This window comes from Streptomyces sp. NPDC048416, from assembly GCF_043200435.1.
Lineage (GTDB): Bacteria > Actinomycetota > Actinomycetes > Streptomycetales > Streptomycetaceae > Streptomyces.
On sequence record NZ_JBICXU010000008.1, the window covers coordinates 1 to 847 of the forward strand.

1 rRNA gene and 1 pseudogene are annotated in these 847 nt (G+C 70.8%); one reads left to right on the forward strand and one right to left on the reverse strand.

From position 1 onward, the window contains the following. A 5S ribosomal RNA gene (rrf, locus tag ACGFW5_RS12920) occupies nt 1-93 on the forward strand; the annotation flags it as partial. Nucleotides 94-217: 124 nt separating this feature from the next. Here the strand turns inward: rrf and ACGFW5_RS12925 are convergent. Then, nucleotides 218-847, reverse strand: a pseudogene (locus ACGFW5_RS12925) (hypothetical protein); the annotation flags it as partial.

Consider the following 847-nt stretch of genomic DNA (forward strand, 5'->3'; position numbering starts at 1 on the left):
ACGCCCGGTTACATTCCGAACCCGGAAGCTAAGCCTTTCAGCGCCGATGGTACTGCAGGGGGGACCCTGTGGGAGAGTAGGACGCCGCCGAACAATATTTCAGGACCCCTGGTCCCAGCGTTCATGCTGGGACCAGGGGTCCTTTTGTTTTTCCGCTTTGCTTTGCCGAAGCGCGTCGGGCAGCCGACTGCGCGAGAATGACTGCAGTACCCGAAGACTAGGAGTCACGATGTCCACCAACTCTCCCGACGATCGTCCGGAGCGCGAGCCGCGCCGTCAGGACGGTGGCGACCGGGGCGGCTACCGCGGTGGTCGAGACGACCGCGGGCCGCGTCGTGACAACGACCGGGGTGGCTACGGCGGGCGTCGTGACGACAGCCGCGGCGGCTCCTCCGGCGGCGGGTACCCCCGCCGTGACGACCGTGGCGGTCGCCCGGCCGGCGGCGGCAGCTCGTACGGCCGTCGTGACGACCGTCCGGCCCCGCGCCGCGATGACGACCGCGGTGGGTTCCGTCGCGACGACAACCGTGGTGGCGGCGCCGGTGGTGGCGGCTTCCGTCGTGACGACAACCGTGGCGGGTCCACCGGCGGTGGCTACCCTCGTCGTGATGACCGTCCCGCGCCCCGTCGTGATGACGACCGTGGTGGGTTCCGTCGCGACGACAACCGTGGTGGCGGCGCCGGTGGCGGTGGCTTCCGTCGTGACGACAACCGCGGGGGCGGCAGCTCGTACCCCCGTCGTGATGACCGTCCGGCCCCCCGTCGTGACGACGACCGCGGTGGGTTCCGGCGTGACGACCGTGGTGGTCGCCCGGCCGGCGGTGGTAGCTCGTACCCCCGTCGTACG